The 15,467-nt window shown below is 57.0% G+C and carries 14 protein-coding genes and 1 tRNA gene; 6 read left to right on the forward strand and 9 right to left on the reverse strand.

Going from position 1 to position 15,467, the window contains the following annotated elements; translation table 11 throughout:
• Positions 1–240 precede the first annotated feature (240 nt).
• Positions 241–1,362, reverse strand: coding sequence for an SDR family oxidoreductase (locus BMZ66_RS04395; RefSeq protein WP_092669333.1), 1,122 nt, complete (start codon positions 1,360–1,362; stop codon positions 241–243).
• 153 nt (positions 1,363–1,515) lie between these two features.
• Here BMZ66_RS04395 and BMZ66_RS04400 point away from each other — a divergent pair, with 153 nt between their 5' ends.
• A complete protein-coding gene (locus BMZ66_RS04400; RefSeq protein WP_092669334.1) occupies positions 1,516–2,211 on the forward strand; it encodes a 16S rRNA (uracil(1498)-N(3))-methyltransferase in 696 nt (231 codons plus the stop codon).
• A 133-nt stretch (positions 2,212–2,344) separates the two neighbouring features.
• Here BMZ66_RS04400 and BMZ66_RS04405 read toward each other — a convergent pair whose 3' ends face one another.
• From BMZ66_RS04405 to BMZ66_RS04415, 3 genes are all read right to left on the reverse strand, one after another.
• Positions 2,345–3,055, reverse strand: a complete 711-nt coding sequence (locus BMZ66_RS04405) for a hypothetical protein (RefSeq protein ID WP_092669335.1) — start codon at positions 3,053–3,055, stop codon at positions 2,345–2,347.
• Between the two features lie 292 nt (positions 3,056–3,347).
• Positions 3,348–4,076, reverse strand: coding sequence for a DUF8737 domain-containing protein (locus BMZ66_RS04410; RefSeq protein WP_092670273.1), 729 nt, complete (start codon positions 4,074–4,076; stop codon positions 3,348–3,350).
• Between the two features lie 76 nt (positions 4,077–4,152).
• Entirely contained in the window at positions 4,153–4,743 is a 591-nt protein-coding gene (locus tag BMZ66_RS04415; protein ID WP_092669336.1) for a Crp/Fnr family transcriptional regulator, read from the reverse strand.
• A 177-nt stretch (positions 4,744–4,920) separates the two neighbouring features.
• On the opposite strand from BMZ66_RS04415, the gene BMZ66_RS04420 reads away from it, so the two are divergent.
• Positions 4,921–5,583: a DUF4159 domain-containing protein gene (locus BMZ66_RS04420; protein ID WP_092669337.1), complete on the forward strand. Its 663-nt coding sequence runs from the start codon at positions 4,921–4,923 to the stop codon at positions 5,581–5,583.
• Between the two features lie 56 nt (positions 5,584–5,639).
• On the opposite strand, the gene BMZ66_RS04425 is transcribed toward BMZ66_RS04420, so the two are convergent.
• The 5 genes from BMZ66_RS04425 to BMZ66_RS04445 form a co-directional block, all read right to left on the reverse strand.
• Positions 5,640–6,215, reverse strand: a complete 576-nt coding sequence (locus tag BMZ66_RS04425) for a hypothetical protein (protein WP_092669346.1) — start codon at positions 6,213–6,215, stop codon at positions 5,640–5,642.
• Between the two features lie 27 nt (positions 6,216–6,242).
• Positions 6,243–6,815, reverse strand: a complete 573-nt coding sequence (locus BMZ66_RS04430) for a 1-acyl-sn-glycerol-3-phosphate acyltransferase (protein WP_092669347.1) — start codon at positions 6,813–6,815, stop codon at positions 6,243–6,245.
• A gap of 100 nt (positions 6,816–6,915) precedes the next feature.
• Positions 6,916–7,680, reverse strand: a complete 765-nt coding sequence (locus BMZ66_RS04435) for a patatin-like phospholipase family protein (RefSeq protein WP_092669348.1) — start codon at positions 7,678–7,680, stop codon at positions 6,916–6,918.
• Between the two features lie 118 nt (positions 7,681–7,798).
• Entirely contained in the window at positions 7,799–8,647 is an 849-nt protein-coding gene (locus tag BMZ66_RS04440; protein ID WP_092669358.1) for an MBL fold metallo-hydrolase, read from the reverse strand.
• 108 nt (positions 8,648–8,755) lie between these two features.
• Entirely contained in the window at positions 8,756–9,703 is a 948-nt protein-coding gene (locus tag BMZ66_RS04445) for an acetyl-CoA carboxylase carboxyltransferase subunit alpha (RefSeq protein WP_092669359.1), read from the reverse strand.
• Between the two features lie 308 nt (positions 9,704–10,011).
• Here BMZ66_RS04445 and BMZ66_RS04450 point away from each other — a divergent pair.
• The 4 genes from BMZ66_RS04450 (at position 10,012) to BMZ66_RS04465 (ending at position 15,438) form a co-directional block, all read left to right on the forward strand.
• Positions 10,012–10,088: transfer RNA gene (locus tag BMZ66_RS04450), tRNA-Asp, on the forward strand.
• Between the two features lie 775 nt (positions 10,089–10,863).
• Positions 10,864–11,457: an RNA polymerase sigma-70 factor gene (locus BMZ66_RS04455; protein ID WP_092669360.1), complete on the forward strand. Its 594-nt coding sequence runs from the start codon at positions 10,864–10,866 to the stop codon at positions 11,455–11,457.
• Positions 11,458–11,668: 211 nt separating this feature from the next.
• Entirely contained in the window at positions 11,669–12,706 is a 1,038-nt protein-coding gene (locus BMZ66_RS04460; protein WP_092669361.1) for a FecR family protein, read from the forward strand.
• 41 nt (positions 12,707–12,747) lie between these two features.
• Positions 12,748–15,438: a TonB-dependent receptor gene (locus BMZ66_RS04465; RefSeq protein WP_092669362.1), complete on the forward strand. Its 2,691-nt coding sequence runs from the start codon at positions 12,748–12,750 to the stop codon at positions 15,436–15,438.
• Positions 15,439–15,467: the final 29 nt, after the last annotated feature.

The following is a 15,467-nucleotide window of genomic DNA, read 5'->3' on the forward strand; positions in this document are numbered from 1 at the left end:
TCAAGCCACGTCATCAGTCAACAGCAGGCCATTGTAATATGCAAGTAATTATTCAGATTTTATAACGATGGGAAAATTGAGGGCATGTTGTAACTCAGAAGTACTGGCCGGCGCATCAGATAATAATAGCTACCGAGGCTACAGTTGCATTATCCCGGCTGAGATTAAGCAAAAAGGCCCGCTAGCAATAATGCAAGCGGGCCTTTTTGCTTAATTCATTTAGCTAATTATATGAACTTTCTAGCTGGCTGTACTCGTGCTTATGCCTACTTTGGGCTGGCTAATGTTGGCAGCATCGCTATTGCCATTGGTGCTGGTGATACTCTCCTTACTGGCCTTAGGAGTACTGGCCTTGCCCGAATTCGAGCGCCCGAGCCAGGCAGCCAGGCCGACCCCAGCGCCGGCGATAACCGCAGCCGTTACCAATGGGTGCGTGGTAGCCGAAGTATAGACGCTGGTTTCACGGGTGTGGCCAGGGTAGTTGCCGCGCTCTTTCAGGCGGGCATTGCCGTGGTCGAGGCCGTTGTTGCTGCGGGGTCCGGCGGGGCGGTCCGACTTGGTTTGCTTGGAGAATACTTTCTCCATAAACAAATCGGTGAGGCCGGGGGCGTAGTGGTTCATGGCGTTAATCATCTTGCCACCACCGCCTACGGTTACTTCACGCTGGCCAGTTTCGGCACAATGCAGAATGGTCTCGGCAACGAGGTCGGGCGCATACGCGGGCGGCGCGTGCTGCAGCTCGTGGTCCATGTAGTTCTTCGCGTTAACCGTATAAGGCGTATCAATGGCGGCCGGTTTCACCAGCGACACATGAATGGGCGCTTCCTCCAGTTCCAACTCCATGCGCAGGCCGTCGGTAAAGCCCTTCACGGCGTGCTTGCTGGCGCTGTAGATGGTTTGGTGAATGGCCGTAGTTTCGGACAGGATGCTGCCGATGTTAACAATGGCACCACCGCGCATCCGCAGATGCTTAGCGGCCTCGAGCGAGCCGTAAACCAAGCCCCACACGTTGGTATCGAACAACTTGCGCATGTCCTCAACGGGTGTTTCTTCTACTTTGCCGTAAATGGACACGCCGGCATCGTTGACCCAGGTATCGAAGCCGCCAAAGCGCTCGATGGCAGCTTGCGAAATGTGGCGTACATCGTCTTGCTGGCTTACGTCGGCCACCACGTAGATGGCTTGGCCGCCAGCCTGGTTGATTTCATCGGTTAGCCGGCGCAGGGCATCTTCGGTGCGAGCGGCCAGCACCAGGCGCGTGCCTTCCTTAGCGGCCAGGCGAGCAGTAACGAGGCCAATGCCCGACGAGGCGCCGGTGATGACCATAACTTGGTCCTGCAGTTTTTTGAGGGTAGGTTTCATGAAAAGTGTGGAAAGGAAGTGATGTGGAACTTAGGTTACGACGAGGCCAATAGAGGAGTTGTGACAACCGCTGATTGATTACGAAGCTTAGCTAAAGAGCCAAGCCGCAGTTTCAGCAGCCCAGCATGGCGGTTCAATGCCGTTCTTTGCCCCATGCACACCTTTTATGCTCCCGACCTCAACGGCCCCACTTTCACCTTGCCCGAAGACGAAAGCAAGCATGCCGTGCGCGTGCTGCGCCTCGGGGTCGGCGATGCCGTGGAGCTGCTCGACGGCCGGGGCGGCCGCTACGCGGCTGCAGTAGCCGATGCCAACCCCAAGCGCTGCCAGCTGCGCATTGGCCACCACGAAACGGTGGCGCCCCGCTCCTACTTCACGCACGTGGCCGTGGCACCCACCAAAAACCTCGACCGCATGGAGTGGTTCGTAGAAAAAGCCGTGGAGGTCGGCGTGGAACGAATTACCTTCCTGCGCAGTGCCCGCTCCGAGCGACGGGAGCTGAAACTGGAGCGGCTAGAGAAAATTGCCATCAGTGCCATGAAGCAGTCGGGCCAGGCGTGGCTGCCGCAGTTGGATGAAATGACCGATTACGCGGCTTTTGTGGCTGATGCAACTCCCGAAACCACATTCATTGCCCACTTAGAGGAAGGCGAGCGCACAGCGCTAACGCAGGTGGCAGCGGCTGGAGCGGGCTGCTGCGTGCTTATTGGGCCGGAGGGTGATTTTACGCCAGCAGAAATTGCCTTGGCGTTGAGCCGCGGCATTCGGCCTGTTACACTAGGCGAATCGCGCCTGCGGACGGAGACGGCGGCATTGGCAGCGGCATTTACGGTTCACCTAGTTAGGTAGCTAGCAGTGATAGTAATTTTTTCTTCACGTGGACAGTAAGAATAATGTACTATTTAGTTGATGTTCTTATTTGCTTCACAACTGTGTAAAATATCTACTAAACTCAAGAGGCGGGTTTCGACAGTAGCACTTATCATATTTCCCAATATTTGATGCGGGATTGACCAGTAAATTCTTTGAAATAAAATATTTCAAATGCAATTCGAAGCAAGACATGTTGCACTGAACTTGCATCGAGAATTGTGGTATAGGGCAAGAATAGAATGAATTTATCACCGTTGTCGTAGAGCCTAAAGCCTAGCGATTTGATATTTCTTATTTGCTTTTTGGTCAACAGATAATTTTCGGCATGACGCTTTACTTCAGGTAGCGTAATCATTACGGTCCTTCTAACTCTATTTACCACGATATTGAATCGCTCGGCCTGATTAAAAACGAATGTGAATGATTCAATCTGTTTGTCCAGTAGCCTACGCAAGGCGTCATTCAACGCGGTTGCCTTCGGGGAGGCAGACGGCTTAACTGGTGGACGCTCAAACTCAACAAGTTGCTTCTGAACTGCTAAAATTTGCTCAGCATAGAATTTCTGGCTGCCTATACTCGTTTGGGAGCCCATGCTTTCTTCAAGCATTTGTAGCAACCGAATGACTCGCTCATTTTCATCGTGTCGGCCGTCGTGCAAGTTGAGCAGGGTTTGCAGCCGTTGGTTGACAAGCGTCACTCCTTTTGAGAGTCGGCGCGCTGTGCCGTAATCATCCTCAGCTATGCATTCCGCCAACTGCGCGGTTAATAAACCGCGTTCAGCCTCATAATACCTTATGATTTTCTGAAGTTTTGTGCTCATTCTGGAAGTCAACCCAATTTTAGGCTTACCATACAAGCTTAGGGTTTTGCCTTCAATATCCGCGAAAAAAATACTTTTAATTAGCCTATCCTCTAGTCACGAGGCAACAAAAACGAATAACTTGTTGTGACTCTAGCTTGCCCGCCGCAACATTCACTAGCCAAGCAAACTTGAGGTACTGCTTTCGACCTAAGCTGCTGTGAGCGTGCCGCAGTATCGCACCTATAGCTTGTGGACACATGCCTGAAGACTATCCAACAACCTATGACCAGTAGACAGCACGTGCGGCTGGCTAGTTGGTCACCGATGCCACATGACTATTGGCCCATTGTGCTTTATTCGGAACAACAGCATCATGCAGCAGTTGCCGGATAGAGACTAAGTGGGCCATCAAAGCCAGCGGAACCACGCAAGCGGGCAGCCAGACGAAAGGGAAGTATTGGATAGCTACGTTTGGCTGCGAGAAAGCAAACTGTTGAAACGGAGAAGGTGCCGACAGCACTGCGTTCACCACAATGGCTACCAGCAAGCCCAGACAAATGAAATTCCAGGCCAGCAAGGCCTTGCGTCCCAACCGCTTATTGACAAAGCCAAAGTAAAACACAGCCGGTGCGCTCAGGCCTGAGAGAATGTCCCAGTTGCGGCCCTCAAAGGTCATGAGCTCCGGCACCGCGCCGTGCAGGTACAGCCAGTATAAAACTAGTTCTACCGGCACCCGAACTATATGGAGCAGCATCAAAACTTCAATGCGAAGCCCCTTCAAAAATGCCTGTCCCCGCGTAGTAATAAAGAGCGTCGCAATGGCCAGCATCGGCAGCCCCACCATCAGCAAGAAGAAAGGCGGCAGCGTATTCGTGGCCGTATAAAACCCGCTCAAGCCAGCCACGCCCTGAACCAGTAGCCACAGCAGCACCAATCCGAGCACCCGCCGGGACTCATGAGCGGCTCGGTAGAAAAGCCAAACCGTCAAGCCTGTGGTGAACACGAAAGTGATACCAATGTAAGCGGGTAGGTTTTCCATGGCGTGGGGCATTGAATGAGTTGCCACGCAAAGGAAAAGGAGTACACACAAGACTCACTTGTCAAATGACAAGAAATCATTTCAGCGCACTATTCTTCGAACCAGCCCGAATGCGGCTCAATGAGCTGTCGGTGATGCCTAGGTATGAAGCAATGCTTTTGAGTGGTGCGTGTTGCACCACTTCCGGGTTCTCTTTCAAAAGGCGCTCGTAACGCTCCGTAGCCGATTCAGTAATCATGGCCAGCATGCGACTTTTGAGCCCTGCGTAGCCTTTCACCAGCAGCGACCGCCCAAACTCGCGGAACTCCTCCCGCGAATGAAACAAGCCATTCAGCTCCTGGAAGGTGATGAACCATCCCGTGCAATCGGTGAGGGCCTGCATATTCTCCTGCGAGGGAATCCGATTGAAAAACGACGAAACTTCGAACACTACCTGGCCGCCGCCATAAAAGGCGGTGGTAACTTCGTCGCCTGCTGGGTTGTGGGCAAAAGCCCGCATAAAACCAGTGTCCAGAAAAAAGTACTCGTCGCTGATTTTACCGGCTCGCAGGAAAAAATCATTCTTCCCGACGCGCAAGCTCGCAAAACTGCCGGCGATTTCCCGAGCTTGCTGCGGAGCAATGCGGCCGGTACTTTGCAGGAACTGGATTAGCTTTTCGCTCGCCATTTTATTAGGTCGTCGCAGCGGAGTTGAACCGAAACCCTGACACGAAGTAAGGGCAAGATGGCACAAATCGCCGCTTGCAACTTCCTCCAACGCGGCGAGTCTCTGCGACAGGCCTGAACTTTACGGGGCAAGGCTTACTTTGTAAAAAGAGCAGGCCAGCCCTGCCATTCTGAAAACATGCTTAAAAACCTGCTTTTATCGGCGTTCCTGCTGCTGTCCCTCACCGCTGCCGGCCCCAACTATAGCTTCAAGATTGCCAAGCTGCACTACGGTGGCGGGGGCGACTGGTATGCCAACAAAACATCCTTGCCCAACCTCATTCAGTTCTGCAACCAGACGCTGAAAACCAACATTGCCCCCGAGGAGGCCACCGTGGAGCTCGACGCCCCCGAACTGCTCACCTACCCCTTCATCCACATGACGGGCCACGGCAACGTGACCTTCACGGCCTCGGAGGCCAAGAACCTGCGGCGTTACCTCATTGGCGGCGGCTTCCTGCACATCGACGACAACTACGGGCTGGATAAATTCATACGCCCCGAAATGAAGAAGGTGTTTCCCGAGTTGGAGTTTGTGGAACTCCCCTTTTCCCACCCTGTCTACCACCAAAAGTTTTCCTTTCCGCGGGGCTTGCCCAAGGTGCACGAGCACGAAGGCAAACGAGCTCAGGGCTTTGGCTTGCTCTACAAGGACCGCCTGGTGTGCTTTTATAGCTACGAGTGCGACCTCGGCAACGGCTGGGAGGACATCGGCACCTACCCCGAAGACACGCCGGCCGCCCACGATGCGGCCCTGCGCATGGGCGCCAACCTGGTGGCTTATGCCCTTACTCAGAACTAAAACAAGCGCTTAAGCAGCCAATAAACTATCTAGCGCCCTTTAACCACTATCCGCGGCTAGTACTTGCGCTGAAAGATTTCGCCAAGAATAAAAGCGGCGCGTGCGCTTTCGGGACGCGCGAGCATTTGGCGCACCGTTTCGTTTAGCGGAGAAACAGCGGGCGCATCGGTGGGCTGCCGGTTACGTAACGCCGGGGTTTCGGACGAAGCCCGGGGCAAAGCCGCCGAACGACGAATGGGCGGACCCAAATGAGTGTGCGGGCGGGCCGTGGCCGGGGCTTCCAATGATACCTGGCGCACAGTGGTGCGCTCTTGCGAGCGCGCGGGCCGGGCAGTTTCCCGGGGCATTTTGCGGCCACCTGGCGTGCGTGGAGCCGTGGGTTGGGGCAGCGTTTCGGCGGGGCGCGGGGCGGGCACTGGCGCTTCGGTACTTGGCTCCCCGGCGTTTCGGGATTGCATCTGTTTCAGCAATTCCTGGAAAGTAGCGGTGGGGAGTTCCGGCGCCACATTGCCGGGGCGGCGGGGCCGTTCCTGGCTTTCCCGCGCGGTGTTTTCGCGCGCTTTCGCTATCAAGCGAAACACGAAAACCCCGATACCAATAAGTATCCAAAGCAGGGTGTATACCTTTTCCATAGCAGGAAGATAAGGCCGAATACGCGGCTAGCGCACGCCCTTCTCCGGGAAGCGCCCGGTTTTGGTGCGGTAGTAGGCTTTGATTTTGGCTTCGTCGGCCTCGTAGTCGCCCGTTGGGTACACTGCTTCGCCAATGCCGGCTTCTTTTTGCTTGTAGTCGAGGTAGCCCAAACGGATGGGAACGCCCGCACCCAAGGCAGCAAAATAGTAGCCCTTACGCCAGCGCGGCTGGTAGGCCCGCGTGCCCTCCGGGGTGATGAGAATCACCAACTCTTCGTATTGGTCAAACAGCTTCACCATGCCATCCACGAGGCTATTGTTCTTGCTGCGGTCTACGGGCAGGGCGCCCACGGCCCGCACCATGCCGCCGAGCAGCCAGTGTTCGGTCCATTCTTTCTTGACAGTGAAACGCACGTCCACGTCCATCAGGTAGAAGGCGGCCCGGGCCATGATGAGGTCCCAGTTGCTGGTATGCGGGGCCGCAATCATCATGCTTTTCTTGATTTCGGGATTATGGATTTCGCCCAATTTCCAGCCGGCCACCCAGAAAACGAATTTGGCGATGTAGTACCAGGTTGTGGAAGTTTTGCGGGCGGGCATTTGGGAAGGCTAGTGGAGTAAGATGTAGGTGATGCTGCCGCTAATGAAAACGGACAGGGTACAAAGATGGCAAGTTGCGGTCAAGCTGACACGCCCAATGTTAAAGTAGGGCTTGAAGAGCGGCAGCCTGCCCAAGCGTGTATTGGTAGCCAATATCGAATAGCACCGCCCCGTGCTTGTAGCCCAGGGGCCGATAATTACGCAGTTCGGGGGGCTCTAACAACAGGTGGCACTGGGTTTTGCGCGAAGTGGTATTAGCGTTGATGGCCAAGTGCAGGGTCCGCTCAATCAGGCGGCGAAAGTTGGGGATATGAGCGGCGGGATTGATGGGGTTGCAGTTGACCCCCACCACCCGGATGCCGTCCTGGTTCAGCAGGGGCTCAATGGGCAGGTTGTTGAGCAAGCCGCCGTCCACGAGTTGCCGCCCCTGGTACTCTACGGGCCGGTACACAATGGGCACGGCTGAGGAAGCCAGCAGTGGCGGCAACAACGGCCCCGTGTTAAAATAGACCGACTCCCCCGCCATCAGGTCGGTGGCGACAAGCGTGAGCGGCAGAGCCAGGTCCTCAAAATTCGCTTTGGCACCCAACTGGCGGGCTATTAGCTCCGCCACTGCATCGAGATGCAGCAAGCCAAATCGACTAAAAGCCGGCCGCGTCAGCCGAAACAGGTTGGTGCCCAGCAGCAGCTTCAGAATTTCCCGGGGCGGAAAGCCCGCCGCATAAAACACGCTGGCAATGGCACCGGAACTCACCCCAGCCAGCTGCCCCACTGGCAGCTGCAGTTCGTCGAGAGCGGCCAGCACACCCAAATGCGCAATGCCCCGCGCGCCCCCTCCCGATAAAGCCAACCCCAGTTGGGCCATGGTGTTTGTTTTTGATGAATAACCCCTCAGGAAGTGCTTCGTGCCAATATCGCAACAATACTAACCGGACGCTTCGCTGAACGATACGCAAAACCAGTCTCAGCAACTACGGACTGGCTTACAAATCGGCCAGGCGCAGGGTTTCGCCCAAGCGCACGCCCTTCTCCGTGTGCTGCACCGTGCAGGCTTCGTTGATAGGGTCGTGCTCGAGCAGCAGTACCCAGTTTTCATCGGCGGCCCGGCGCAACACAGCTTCTTTTTCGCTCAATGTAATGAGCGGGCGCATGTCATATCCCATCACATAAGGCAGCGGAATGTGGCCTACGCTGGGCAGCAAATCGGCCATGAAAGCCAGCGTGCGGCCTTTGTACTCCATCACGGGCACCATCATTTTTTCGGTATGACCATCGGCCATGATGATTTCGCGGAATTGCGGCAACGCCGCGGGAACGCCAGCTTGAACGTCCACAAACTTCAACTGCCCGCTTTCCTGAATCGGCAGGATATTTTCTTTCAAAAAACTAGCCTTTTCGCGAGGGTTGGGCGTCACGGCCCAGTCCCAGTGTACCTCATTGCTCCAATAAGTGGCATTGGGGAAGGCCAATTGCAGGGTCCCATTGGGTTGGCGCAGTACCGAACCGCCGCAGTGGTCGAAGTGCAAGTGCGTCAGAAAAACATCGCTAATGTCGGTGCTTGTGAAGCCCAGCTTGCGCAATGACTTTTCCAGCGTGTCGTCGCCGTGCAGGTAAAAATGTCCCCGAAACTTCTCGTCCTGTTTATCGCCGATGCCGTTGTCGATAAGCAGCAGCCGGCTACCGTCTTCTATCAACAGGCAGCGCATGGCCCAAGTACACATGTTATTCGCATCGGGCGGGTTGAGCTTCTGCCACATGCTCTTGGGCACCACACCAAACATGGCGCCGCCATCAAGTTTAAACAAGCCGGTGTCGAGGGTATGGATTTTCATTTAACAGTTGTCATTTAACATTTAACAATGGACTTAAAAGCAATTATTCATTCCTCGCAAGCCGCAGATAAAGTGCTTGTTAAATGGTAATTGTTAATTGATAAATGACTACTCCACCACTACGCCCATGGCCGAGAATTTGTCAATGCGCTGGCTGATGCGCTCAGTTGCTGGAATAGCAGCTAACTCCTTCAGCGTTTTCAGCAGCGTGTTCTTCAACGTATCAATCATTTGCTCGGGCGCCGTGTGAGCTCCACCAAGGGGCTCCTTCACGATGCCATCCACCAGGCCAGCTTTCTGCATGTCGATGGCCGTGAGCTTCAACGCCTCCGCGGCTTGCTCCTTATAATCCCAGGAACGCCACAGAATGCTGCTGCACGACTCCGGCGAAATCACCGAATACCAGGTGTTTTCCAGCATCAGCACCCGGTCGCCAATGGCAATGCCCAAGGCCCCGCCCGAGGCGCCCTCGCCAATGATGACGCAAATGACCGGCACCTTCAGCATAAACATTTCCTTGAGGTTGCGGGCAATGGCCTCGCCCTGTCCCCGCTCTTCGGCCTCCAGGCCGGGGAAGGCACCGGGCGTGTCGATGAGTGTGACGACGGGCACGTTGAATTTCTCGGCCAGCTTCATCAGGCGCAGGGCCTTGCGGTAGCCTTCGGGGTTAGGCATGCCAAAATTGCGATACTGACGCTGCTTGGTGTTGTGGCCCTTCTGCTGCCCGATGAACATGACCGTCTGGCCATCAATCTCACCAAAGCCACCGACCATGGCTTTGTCGTCGCCCACGGTGCGGTCGCCGTGCAACTCGACAAACTTGCTGGCCATGCCTTCGATGTAATCCAGGGTGTACGGCCGTTCGGGGTGACGCGAGAGCTGCACGCGCTGCCAGCGGGTGAGGTTGGCGTAAGTTTCTTTTTTGAGCGCTTTGATTTTGGCTTGCAGGGCCACCACGGCCTCGGACACATCGACGTCACTCTCCTCGGCCAGCTTTTGCATTTCGAGGAGTTTGCCTTCGAGGGCAGCAATGGGTTGTTCAAAATCGAGGAGCATGGACTACAGAATATTTTCGGATGGAAAGACGGAGGAATAGCACGACAAACAGACGATGCCGACTGGGAGAAGCACGAATCTAGGCCCTCCCCGCCAGAAAAGGTCCTTCGCCGGGCGGATGGCAAAGGTAAAACATCCATCGCAGCGGCAACCCACAAAAATTAATGAGCCTGAAAAACAACGAACAACCTTTCCCAAGCACCCATTTTGAGAAAAACTTTGCCCCCAGGCTTGCAGGCCGTTGTTTTTATCCCCTACCTTTGTAACACCAAAACGGAAAAACACACGGTTTTTCTACTGAGGCAAACGGTTTGGTAGTTCAGTTGGTTAGAATGCCGCCCTGTCACGGCGGAGGTCGCGGGTTCGAGTCCCGTCCAGACCGCCAGTTTGCAAGAAAAGGCCCTGTAAGTATCTCACTTACAGGGCCTTTTCCATTTATCGAATCTTTAGGGGACAGCTCAGGGGACAGATTTGAAGTCTAGTGTTGTCCTGCATTGAGCGGGAACACCCCGGGTGCGGGGCCTTTCCCAAGCTAACCAATAATTGCTGTCCCCGCTCGCGCCTCGCCAGGGCACAAATTATCATTCGCTACTAGAAGCGAGTCTTTTCTTTAGTAGAATTGGAAGGTGGGCAACGCCATTGAAACTGCCGACAGCAAACTTGGTGAGGCGCCCGAGGTGGTGTTCGCGAACCTACCGACCACTCGAGGCAAGACCATGCTGTCGCCCGATGTCGACCTGGAATAAGCTTCTCTCTTTTCAACTCTGAGTGTATCTACTCATAGCACTTACGGCCTGTCAAACTCGATTCAAGTGGCGCATAAAACGCGCCATCAGGCTTCGCAACAGTGCCGACAAAAAGGACCGCGCTACACCCAGCAACTGGCCAATGCCATCGGTGCAGCTTAGGACGCGGCCAAGTAGATGAAGGTACTTAACTCGCGGCTACAACGCGGCCGTGAACACCCACAGCCTGCTTACGCAGGCATCCACGCCAACAGCGGGCAGGAGGTGTAAGGGGCCAACCCCGCGAATGGAGTATTTCGTAACTGAGCCAGCAAACATCGGCGAACGGGCTTACACTTTTTTGCAAAAGCTGCCTAATCTTTGTTCGCTTGATTGGCCCCGTTGAGCCAGCGCGAACGGCTTCGCTAAAAATCGATGCTATCAGAAACCTTTGATTACCCGGACGCGGAACTCCTGCTCCTGCTCCAGCAGGGCCAGGAGCAGGCGTTTGCGGCGGTGTTCAGGCGCTACCATGTTGAGCTGTTTCGGTTTGCACTGAAGTATGTGCAGCTGCCGGCGCTGGCCGAGGACCTCGTGCAGGACGTGCTGCTCTACCTCTGGGAGCGGCGCCGGGAGCTGGCCATTACCGCTTCGCTCAAGAGTTACCTATACGCGGCCGTGAAGCACCGCGCGCTGGACTACCTGAAAAGCCAATACGCCCGGCAAGTGCCCGAGAGCGAACTGCCCGAGTACTTAGCCACGCCTACCCAGGCCGATACGCACCTGCAAGCACAAGAGCTGACCGAAGCCATTGGCCAGGCCGTGGACGAGCTGCCCGAAAAGTGCCGGCTTATTTTCAGGCTCAGCCGCAACGCGGAGCTCAGCTATCAGGAAATTGCCACGCAGCTCGGGCTTTCGGTGAAAACTGTGGAAGCCCAGATGGGGATTGCCTTGCGAAAGCTCCGCACCCGGCTACAGGGCTATGAAATGCTGATAATCTGGGGATTGATAGTACCACTTCTGGGGTAAAAGCCAGGCCAGTGAAGCCACGCCTGCCTCAAAGGGCTATGCTCAACTAATTTTTTTTGGAGTGTCTTTAGGGGTAACAGCTGCTTTTGTCGCCTTAGCTATAGAACCCGGAGTAAAGGTGCTTTAACCCGCTACTTGCTAAAGCTGCCGCACTTCTCGCCTCCTTCCGATTCATCCGCTTTAAACTTACTCCCTTAGCCACCCCGCACGCATGAACACCGAGGCCGACTGGGACTTGCTGACCAAATACCTGGCGGGCGAATGCACCGCTGCCGAGCAGCAGCAGGTGCAGGCCTGGCGGCAGGCCGACGCCCGCAATCATCGCCTGTTCGAGCACTTGGAACGGGTGTGGGCGCAGTCGCCCCAAGATTTCTCCCAGGCCCAGCCCGATTCGGAAGCGTTGTGGCAGCGCGTGCAGGTCGGCATGCGCCGCGAAAGCCCGTTTGTGGGCGTGCACGTCAACCGCGAGATAACGCCCGAGCTGGCGCCGGCCCTCCGGCCGCAATGGCAGCAATGGGGCTTGCGCATTGCCGCTTCGGTGCTGCTCACCCTGGGCGTGGGTACGGGGGCCTACTACTGGCAGCAACAGCCCACGCTGGTAACGCAGCAGACTCAAGGCCAGCAGCAAAAAACCCTCACCTTGCCCGATGGCACCCGGGTCTGGCTGAACGAAGGCAGCAAACTCTCCTACCCCACTGCCTTTGCCGAAGAGCGCCGCGAAGTGACATTAGAGGGCGAGGCCTATTTTGAAGTGGTGCACCTGCAGCAGCACCAGCCGTTCGTCATCAAGGCCAACGGCACCGAAACCACGGTGCTGGGTACCTCCTTCAACGTAACGGCCCCTGCGGCGAAGGGCGTGCAGGTGAGCGTGGTAACGGGCCGCGTGAAGCTGGCTCGCCCCGGCCAGACCGGCCAGGAAGTGCTGCTCACCAAAGGCTGGACGGGGGCGTACGACCCGGCCATCCAGCAGGTGCGGCGTGACTCGACCAGCGACCTGAATTTCCTGGCCTGGAAAACCGGCGTGCTCACCTTCCGCAACGCGCCGGTGCAGGAAGTAGTGGCCACCCTGGCCCGGCACTACCACCGCGACCTGCGCCTGCAGGCTCCGGCGCTAGGCGCCTGCCACTTCACGGGAACCTTTGAGCGCCAGCCACTCGACAAAGTGCTGCAAACCCTGGCCCTCACCTTCGATACCAAGGCCGTTTCCCAACCTGGATTTACTACCCTTGAAGGCGGCGGCTGCCAGTAGCGCCAGCGTCGTCACTAAACTTATAACATCAATTGTTTAACATGTTTACTACCACTACCGCAGTGGGCAGGCTGCTCCGCTTTGTCTTTTTATTGGGTTGTTTGGCCAGCTTTCCAGAGCAGGTACGGGCACAGTCTGCCCAAGCTTCGCCCCTGGCTCAGACCATCCGCCTAAGCAACCCGAACGGCACGCTGGGCAGCGTGCTGGCCGAAATCACGCAGCAGACGCGGCTCACCTTTGGCTACAGCAGCGACGTGGTGTCGGCTGCTGCGCCAGTGAAAGCGCCGGCCGGCGCTCAGACCGTTAAGAGCGTGCTCGATGCCGTGCTCGCTGCGCAGGGCCTCACCTACACGCTGCTCGACCAGCAAATTATCATTCGCAAAAAACCTGCCCCGGCCCGGCCCAACAAGGTCACCTTCAGCGGCTATGTGCGTGACGCGGCCACCGGCGAAAACCTGATTGGGGTGGCCGTGGTGCAGCCGGGCACCGGCCTGGGCACTGCCACCAACACCTACGGCTTCTACTCGCTCACGCTGCCTGCCGCCGATTCGGTGCGCCTGCTGCTCTCCTATCTGGGCTATGAGCAGGCCCGCTGGACCACAACCGCCACGGGCAACGTGCGCCACGACTTCGGCCTGCAGGCCGCCAGCAGCGCGCTGGCCGACGTGGAAGTGGTGGGCAGCCGCGAAGAGCAAATCAACCAAAGCACCCGCATGGGCACCATCAGCGTGCCCATCGCGCAGATAAAAAGCCTGCCCCGGCTGTTCGGCGAAACCGACGTGCTGAAGGTGATGCAGCTGCTGCCCGGCGTGCAAAGCGGCAGCGAAGGCCAAAGCGGCCTGTACGTGCGCGGCGGCTCGCCCGACCAAAACCTGATTCTGCTTGACGGCGCGCCGGTGTACAACGCGGCCCACCTGTTCGGCTTTTTCTCGGTTTTTAATGCCGATGCTTTGAATAACGTGGAGTTGATAAAAGGAGGTTTTCCGGCGCGCTACGGCGGACGGCTGTCATCGGTGCTCGACATTACGATGAAGGAGGGCAACATGCAGCAGTTTCACGGCGAGGGTGCCATTGGGCTGGTGGCGTCCAGGCTCACGCTGGAAGGGCCCATTAAAAAGGACGTGGCCTCGTTCATCGTCTCAGGCCGCCGCACCTACATCGACCTGCTGGCCCGGCCGATAATCAACTCCCAGTTTCGGGCCCAGGAAGGGCAGGACGGCACCCTGGGCTATTATTTCTACGACCTGAACGGCAAGCTCAACTGGAAAGTCAGCTCCCGCGACCGCCTTTACCTCAGCGCGTATTCGGGGCTGGATGAGTTCTACATCCGCACCAGCCGGGAAGAAGGCGAGGACTCCAAGCGCAGCAGCTCGGAGCTGGGCTGGGGCAACCTGACGGCCGCCTTGCGCTGGAACCGCATCATCAACGACCGCCTGTTTGTGAACACCCACCTCACCTACAGCCAGTACCAGCTCGACGTGGGCACCGCCGAAACCACCCGCTACCGCGCGGGCACCGAGCTGCGCACCGACCAGTTTAGCCTGCAGTACCTGTCCAATATCCGGGATTTCAGCCTGAAGTCGGACTTTGAGTACGCGCCCAACCCCAACCACTACATCCGTTTCGGCGGGCAGTTTATCCGGCACCAGTTTCGGCCCGGCGCCCTGCAAAGCGACAACAACACCGGCGACGTAAGCAGCCAAATCAAGACCGTGAGCCGGCAGCTGGGCAACGAGGCCGGCCTGTACGTGGAAGACGACTACCGCATCAGCGAGCGGCTGAAGGTGAACGCCGGCCTGCGCCTCAACGGCTTCGCCATGGAGAAAAAGCTGTACCCCTCGCTGGAGCCGCGCCTGGCCGCCCGCTACCTGCTCACCGAAGACTGGTCGCTAAAAGCCTCTTACGCTCGCACCACGCAGTTTATTCACCTGCTCACCAACAGCGGCATCGGCCTGCCCACCGACTTGTGGGTGCCCGCCACGGCCCGCATCAAGCCGCAGCAGGCCCAGCAGTTTGCCCTGGGCGCGGCCCGCAACCTGCGCTTCCGGGACGAGTATTTTGAGCTGAGCTTCGAGACCTACTACAAGCCCATGCGCAACCTGATTGAGTACCAGGAAGGCGCCAACTTCCTGGGAACCACCGACAGCAACTGGGAAGACAAAGTGACCAGCGGCAATGGCTGGGCCTACGGTGGCGAGCTGTTTTTGCAGAAAAAATCGGGCCGCACCACCGGCTGGCTGGGCTACACGCTGGCCTGGAGCACGCGCCGCTTCCCGGAGCTGAACGAGGGCCGCCTGTTCCCCTACAAGTACGACCGCCGCCACGACGCCTCGCTGGTCGTCATCCACAAGCTCCGCGATAACCTGACCCTGTCGGGCACCTGGGTGTACGGCACCGGCAACGCCACCACGCTGGCCCAGGGCCGCTTCGCGCTCAGCAACAACCCCAACTCCTTTCTGGGCACCTACCAGGACTACGGCACGCGCAACAGCTTCCGCATGGCCGCCTACCACCGCATGGACCTGGACCTGAGCAAAACCAAGAAAAAGAAGTGGGGCGAAGTCGTGAACAGCTTCAGCCTCTACAACGCCTACAGCCGCCGCAACCCCTACTACCTCTATCTGAGCGTGGGCAAAAAGGACGCCAGCGGCAACGTGACGGAAGAGCCCGGCTACAAGCAGCTGTCAGTATTCCCCATCATCCCTTCTTTCAGCAAAAGCTTCCGGTTTTAATTATTCACCAGCCAGCTTATTCACCAGAC

The sequence above is a fragment of the Hymenobacter arizonensis genome, from assembly GCF_900115775.1.
In the GTDB taxonomy this organism is placed as follows: Bacteria; Bacteroidota; Bacteroidia; order Cytophagales; family Hymenobacteraceae; genus Hymenobacter; species Hymenobacter arizonensis.

Excerpts from the sequence above, each read along its gene's own strand:
- BMZ66_RS04395 (WP_092669333.1), bottom strand. The coding sequence starts at position 1,362 with ATGAAACCTACCCTCAAAAAACTGCAGGACCAAGTTATGGTCATCACC.
- BMZ66_RS04400 (WP_092669334.1), top strand. The coding sequence starts at position 1,516 with ATGCACACCTTTTATGCTCCCGACCTCAACGGCCCCACTTTCACCTTG.
- BMZ66_RS04405 (WP_092669335.1), bottom strand. The coding sequence starts at position 3,055 with ATGAGCACAAAACTTCAGAAAATCATAAGGTATTATGAGGCTGAACGC.
- BMZ66_RS04410 (WP_092670273.1), bottom strand. The coding sequence starts at position 4,076 with ATGGAAAACCTACCCGCTTACATTGGTATCACTTTCGTGTTCACCACA.
- BMZ66_RS04415 (WP_092669336.1), bottom strand. The coding sequence starts at position 4,743 with ATGGCGAGCGAAAAGCTAATCCAGTTCCTGCAAAGTACCGGCCGCATT.
- BMZ66_RS04420 (WP_092669337.1), top strand. The coding sequence starts at position 4,921 with ATGCTTAAAAACCTGCTTTTATCGGCGTTCCTGCTGCTGTCCCTCACC.
- BMZ66_RS04425 (WP_092669346.1), bottom strand. The coding sequence starts at position 6,215 with ATGGAAAAGGTATACACCCTGCTTTGGATACTTATTGGTATCGGGGTT.
- BMZ66_RS04430 (WP_092669347.1), bottom strand. The coding sequence starts at position 6,815 with ATGCCCGCCCGCAAAACTTCCACAACCTGGTACTACATCGCCAAATTC.
- BMZ66_RS04435 (WP_092669348.1), bottom strand. The coding sequence starts at position 7,680 with ATGGCCCAACTGGGGTTGGCTTTATCGGGAGGGGGCGCGCGGGGCATT.
- BMZ66_RS04440 (WP_092669358.1), bottom strand. The coding sequence starts at position 8,647 with ATGAAAATCCATACCCTCGACACCGGCTTGTTTAAACTTGATGGCGGC.
- BMZ66_RS04445 (WP_092669359.1), bottom strand. The coding sequence starts at position 9,703 with ATGCTCCTCGATTTTGAACAACCCATTGCTGCCCTCGAAGGCAAACTC.
- BMZ66_RS04455 (WP_092669360.1), top strand. The coding sequence starts at position 10,864 with ATGCTATCAGAAACCTTTGATTACCCGGACGCGGAACTCCTGCTCCTG.
- BMZ66_RS04460 (WP_092669361.1), top strand. The coding sequence starts at position 11,669 with ATGAACACCGAGGCCGACTGGGACTTGCTGACCAAATACCTGGCGGGC.
- BMZ66_RS04465 (WP_092669362.1), top strand. The coding sequence starts at position 12,748 with ATGTTTACTACCACTACCGCAGTGGGCAGGCTGCTCCGCTTTGTCTTT.